This is a genomic window from Streptomyces sp. NPDC001156, assembly GCF_053598275.1.
In genome coordinates, this window is sequence record NZ_JBSFJX010000343.1 from 1 (window position 1) to 5,343 (window position 5,343).

Sequence of the window (5,343 nt, forward strand, 5' to 3'; positions counted from 1 at the left end):
CTACACGGCAGACTGCCCCGCGCGACCAGCACGAGCACCCGCGCACAGAATCACACCAGGCCCGTGACCTGCCACTTCACGATGCACACCACTCACTGATCCCGTGCACCGTGAGAGCGTGATCGGCGGCGGCCTCAGGGGAGTCGCCGCCGATCAGGTCCGTCAGCGCATATCTGTGAGGAGGGTGTTGAGTTCAGCCTCCTGCTGGGTCGGCGACATCGGCGGGTTCGGGTGGTCGATGCCGAAGGTCTTCAGGACCTGGTCCATCTGGGCGTCGATGAACGTCCAGCCGGTGTTGTCCAGCGGCTGCAACGAAGCCTGGTCGGCATCCCAGAGGTCTCGCAGCGACTGGGCAGCTGCGTGGGCCCCGGTCGCGTTCCCCGACCGTGCGTCCTTGAGTGAGGTCGCTGCGAGTGTCCTCAGTGCGTCGACCTTCGTGGACGGGAAGTTCTTCACGGCCTGGCCAGGGGCGAGTTGAACGGTGGAGGTGGCATCGGTCTCCGGCGCCGGTCCGACGTGCGGCTGGCTGTGCGCCCAGAACAGCAGGCCCGTGGTGGCGACGGCGAGCAGTCCGAAGCCGGCCAGCGCGACGCGCTCCCTGCGCGGGTCGCCGGTGGCGTGTGCGGCGTGGGCCGCCTCGTAGGTCTCGGTCACGTCCGGGCGTGTCACCGTCAGGTAGACCACCGTGGCCAGGATCAGGCCGAGGAAGATCAGGCTGGTGGTGAACGTGCCCAGGTCGAGACCGGTCGGGTCGCCCGGGTTCTGGGCGACCTTGGGCGAGGCGAGCCAGTCGCCGATGTTCGCGCCCAGCGGGCGGGTCAGGATGTAGGCGAGCCAGAAGGACAGCACCGGGTTGGCGCCGAACTTCCACAGCAGCGTGATCGCCGCGATGAGGCCGAGCGGCAACAGGACCGAGACTCCCGGGCTCCAGCCGGTGAGCTCGAGGGTCCAGTCGCCGGTCGCGGTGCCGAGCGCGAAAGTGACGAGAACGGCGAGCCAGTAGAACGACTCCCGCGGAAGCGTCGTGACCGAGTGGATCGAGAGGGTGCGCTCGCGCAGCCACCACACGCCGAAGACCACCGCGAGCAGCACCGAGAACACTGCGGAGCTGATCCACAGCGGCACGTTCAGCTGGTCGGTCAGGATGTCCGTGTACAAGGTGCCCGTGACACTGACAACGACCACGGTCAGCCAGTAGGGGAACGGAACGTACCGCTTCAGCCGCAGCTGGACGGCCAGGACCACCACGAACACCGCGGTGAAGATCCAGGCCGTGTTCACCAGGCCGACGCCCAGCTTCATGTTGATCCAGTCGGCGAAGCTCTCACCCACGGTGGTGCACAGGACCTTGATCACCCAGAACCAGATGGTGACCTCGGGGACCTTGTTGAGCATGAGGCGCCCGCTGCGCGTGCGTGCTTCCGTTGTCGTTGTCATGCAGGGAGGTTTACGCGGGGAACCTGCAAGCAACCTGACTACGTGCTCGCCCGCGCGGCCGGGAGTGTCACCTCGACGTGACCGCGGCCGTCCGCGATCGCGCGGACCTCCACACCGGCCGAGGCGGCGATGCGCCGGACCAAAGGCAGCCCCAGCCCATACCCTCCGCCGCCGGTCACACCCGCTTCGAAGACCCGGTCGACGTCCGCGGGATCGAACCCGGGGCCGTCGTCCAGCACATCGACCACGATGGCCTCACCCTGGTTGCGCGCGGTGATCCACACACGGGACTTCGCATGCCGCAGGCCGTTCTCCAGCAGGGGTGACAGCAGCGACACGGCGACGTCGGGCGCCACGGCCACCTCGGCCTTCGCCGGAATGGCGACCTCGACCGCGCGGCTGCCGATCGCCTGCCGCGCGGCGGAGCGCAGATCGCATCGGGTCCCGTCGTCCGTCCGTGCGCGCGCGGCGCGCAGAATCGTCGTGATCGCCGCATCGAGGCGGTCGACCTCGCTCAGCACCGCCTCCGGCGCCACCGGCTCGCCGGAAAGCTGCGCCAGCTGCGCCTCGGCCCGCAGGACCGTGAGCGGTGTCCGCAGTTCGTGCGCGATCTCGTCGGTGAGCCGGCGCTCGTCCGCCAGCGCAGTCTCGACGCGCTCCAAGAGGTGGTCCAGGGTCTGTCCCAGTTTCCCGAACTCGTCGCGAGGGACTCCGAGGTTGAAGCGGCGCCCGGGTTCGTGATGGCCCCAGTCGTCGGCGAGGGCGGCCATCTCGTGCACGACCCGCAGCGCGCGGTGTACCACGAGGTGCGCGACACCGCCGGCGAGGAGGATCGTGAGGCCGCCCAGGATCAATGACAAGGTCAGGCTGCGCTGCTCGGATGTCTCGTAGGGAGTGAGGTCCACCCGGACGATCACCATGACGTGGTGGCCGTCGATCGGGACCTTCCGCGCGTACAGAAGGTAGTCGCTGACCGACGCGGTCTGCGACCGCCCCGAGTCCGCCAGCTCCTCGACGCGATCGACCACGCTCGGCGGTACGTTCCCGTCGATCAGGCGGCCGTCGGCATACACCCAGGCGACTTCGTCCAGCGCTTCGCTGCTGTTCTCCGTGAGCATGACACGGCCGCCCTTGGCGGTGATATTCGCCGCGACCGCCTCGGCGCGGGTCCGCGCCAGATCGTGCGCGTCGGCGTCCGTCACCTGGCTCAGCAGTACGTGCGAGACCACGACCAGCACCGCGACCACGGCGGTGGCGATCAGCACAGTGAGCGCGACGACCCTGCTGCGGAATCCCGTCACTGCCATCGGTAGCCCACGCCGCGGACGGTCACCAGACGCTCGGCCACACCCAGCGGACCGAGCTTGGTCCGCAGCCGACGCACAAACGAGTCGAGGGTGTTGTCGCTGACCTGGGCTCCGTGCGGCCAGCCGGCAGCGATGAGGGCGTGGCGGCGTACCGCGTCGCCCTGCGAGGCGATAAGCCTGCCCAACAACCGAAACTCGGTCGGCGTCAGGCTCTCGCTTGTCGAACCGTAGATCACGACATGTTTCGCCGGATCGAGAACGACGCCACCTGGTGGGGTCGTCGCGGTTGTTCTGCGTAGCAGGGCGCGGACCCTCACCAGCAACTCCGGGACATCGAACGGTTTCGTCATGTAGTCGTCGGCTCCCGCCTCGAAGCCGCCCACCTTGTGATGCATGCCATCCAGAGCGGTGAGCATTAGCACCGGGGCATCAACGCCACGTGCCCGCAGCGCCAAGCAGACATCGCGGCCATCAGCGTCCGGGAGCCCTAGATCCAGGACGATCAGGTGAGGGACCGGCTCAAGCTGCCGCAGCAGGCTGTCCGCCGTAGAAGCGACTGCGACCGTATGGCCGTCGTGCTCGAGTGCGCGCTTGAGGACGTCGCGGACCGCTGCGTCATCTTCGCACACCACAATAAAAGCCACACGCTGACCCTAGGTACTCCATCGGGAGTTCTCCATTCTCCCTGGTCAGCGCCCTGGTAGTCGGAGTGGCTTCTGCTGTCGAAGGCCACGTAATTCTGCTCTGGCGCTCATTTTGTGACGGGGCGGGGCAGGGCGTGAGGAGTATCCGCTTGCGGAGGAAGTCGACGTTGGCGCGCCCGAATTCTTACCTTTGGGCATATTCACTCGCATGACCTGCCCTTCGACCTGGCCGGAGCTGGTGCGATGTCCAGCAAGGCAAGGCGTTCGCCCCTCCGGGCCTCCGCGGTCCAAACCCGGCCTTCTGGCAACGATCACGCTGATTGCTTGATCGATCCCCGCATGGGAGACCACGGCCCGCTCAAGCGTGGCGACGGCAGCCTCCCGCCGGCGAACACTCCGACCACGGCTTCTGTGGCCCGAATGCGTGAACGCCCAAGCCTCAGACCGCCTGCCCCGCCGCCCGGTCGGGCTCGGTGACGTCCTTGCGCGTCACCGACAGATACACCACCAGGCCGAGAATGACCGCCAGGAACAGCGCGCTGGTCACGACGGTCCCCCGGCCGAGGCCGCCGTCACCGGTGGGCTGGGAGAGGTAGTCGCCGATGGAGGCGCCGAGCGGGCGGGTGAGGATGTAGGCGATCCAGAAGCTCCACACCGCGTCGAGACCGAGCCCGAAGTGGGCGACGGCGACCGCGGCGATGGCCAGGGCGAACACTGCGGCGGACAGCCAGTAGCCAAGGTCCACACGCTCGGAGACCAGATCGCCGGCGGCGGTGCCGAGGGCAAAGGTGAACAACACGGCGAGCCAGTAGAAGGACTCGCGGCTCGCGGTGTCGATGCTGTGGATGGACAGCGTCCTCTCCCGGCGGTACCAGACGATGAACACGACGGCGAGGGCGACGGCGAACACCGTGGTGCTGGTCTCCAGCGGGACACCCATGTTGTCGGTGAGGTTGTCGCTGACCAGCGTGCCCACAACGCTTATCAGCGCAACGGCGAGCCAGTACACGCTCGCACGGTAGGCGCCGGCGCGGAACTGCACGACCAGCACCACCGTCAGAAGCGCGCTCATCAGCACCGACACACCGGTCAGGCCCAGACCCGCCTTCTCGTTCAACAGGTCGGCCGCGGTCTCGCCGACCGTCGTGCACAAGACCTTGATGATCCAAAAGTAGACAGTGACCTCGGGCACCTTGTTCCAGCGCAGTCCGCGCGCGTGAGCGGCCGCGCCCCGGGCCGCGGAGCCGACAGAGGTTTCAGATATTTCATAGGTCATGGGGTGCGACCGTGCCATCCGATACCTGAACGCATCCTGACCGCCGCACGGCACACCTCTCGCCGCCCGCCCCGCACCAGCAGCATGGCCCCATGAACAACTGCGCAAGACTTCTCCGCACAGCGGCGCCCAGCCCACCCCTGCCACCGCGACAGAAGTACGCCGCTTTCCAACTGTCCGCATGACTGTTCAGGGTCGGTCGTGGCGTTCACTGTGCAGCTCAGACGGGGTTCGCGTACGGCGGCGAACGATGGCGTCCGTCAGTGCACTGGACAAAGACCAGGACAACGAGCGGCTCATTGGTGCGCCGCCAAGATCGGCACTGCCGCCTCGTACTCGCCGAAGTCCATGGCCATGGGCTCAGCCGATCAGCACGGGCCGACGGTGGTCAAGGCCGGCAGCAGGCCATCACCTTGGGAAGCTAAGGCGATCTAGGGCTCGCTGCGGGCTGACCTGCGGCGGAAGGGTGTTGACGCCTGGCGGGCGGGTCCGTTGATTCCCCGGTGCTCCCCGCGGTTCCCCGTACGATCTGGCACGCGTCTGGCACGACCTGTTCGCACCGAACTCTCGGCTGGTGCGTTTCTTCTGGCCGGAAAATCACAGCAGCCGAGGGCATGCCGGTGCCTGCTCGGGGCTTGGGTGAAAGTGACTGGGCTTGAGCTGCAGCGGCTGGTCAGAC

The 5,343-nt window shown here is 67.5% G+C and carries 4 protein-coding genes; all 4 read right to left on the bottom strand.

Annotated elements, in window-relative coordinates; genetic code table 11:
* Window positions 1–162 precede the first annotated feature (162 nt).
* The 4 genes from ACWDA7_RS49735 to ACWDA7_RS49750 all read right to left on the bottom strand — a co-directional run bounded on the left by ACWDA7_RS49735 (window position 163) and on the right by ACWDA7_RS49750 (window position 4,664).
* On the bottom strand, window positions 163–1,437 hold the full coding sequence (locus ACWDA7_RS49735; protein ID WP_450614442.1) for a COG4705 family protein: 1,275 nt from the start codon (window positions 1,435–1,437) through the stop codon (window positions 163–165).
* Between the two features lie 38 nt (window positions 1,438–1,475).
* Window positions 1,476–2,744, bottom strand: coding sequence for a sensor histidine kinase (locus ACWDA7_RS49740; protein WP_450614444.1), 1,269 nt, complete (start codon window positions 2,742–2,744; stop codon window positions 1,476–1,478).
* Window positions 2,735–3,388, bottom strand: coding sequence for a response regulator transcription factor (locus ACWDA7_RS49745; RefSeq protein WP_450614446.1), 654 nt, complete (start codon window positions 3,386–3,388; stop codon window positions 2,735–2,737). Before ACWDA7_RS49745 ends, ACWDA7_RS49740 begins: the two co-directional genes overlap by 10 nt.
* Before the next feature lie 439 nt (window positions 3,389–3,827).
* Complete coding sequence (locus ACWDA7_RS49750) at window positions 3,828–4,664, bottom strand: COG4705 family protein (RefSeq protein WP_450614448.1); 837 nt, start codon at window positions 4,662–4,664, stop codon at window positions 3,828–3,830.
* Window positions 4,665–5,343: the final 679 nt, after the last annotated feature.

Bases quoted from the DNA above. Each gene is read 5' to 3' on its own strand.
- ACWDA7_RS49735 (WP_450614442.1), bottom strand. From the start codon at position 1,437: ATGACAACGACAACGGAAGCACGCACGCGCAGCGGGCGCCTCATGCTC.
- ACWDA7_RS49750 (WP_450614448.1), bottom strand. From the start codon at position 4,664: ATGACCTATGAAATATCTGAAACCTCTGTCGGCTCCGCGGCCCGGGGC.
- ACWDA7_RS49740 (WP_450614444.1), bottom strand. From the start codon at position 2,744: ATGGCAGTGACGGGATTCCGCAGCAGGGTCGTCGCGCTCACTGTGCTG.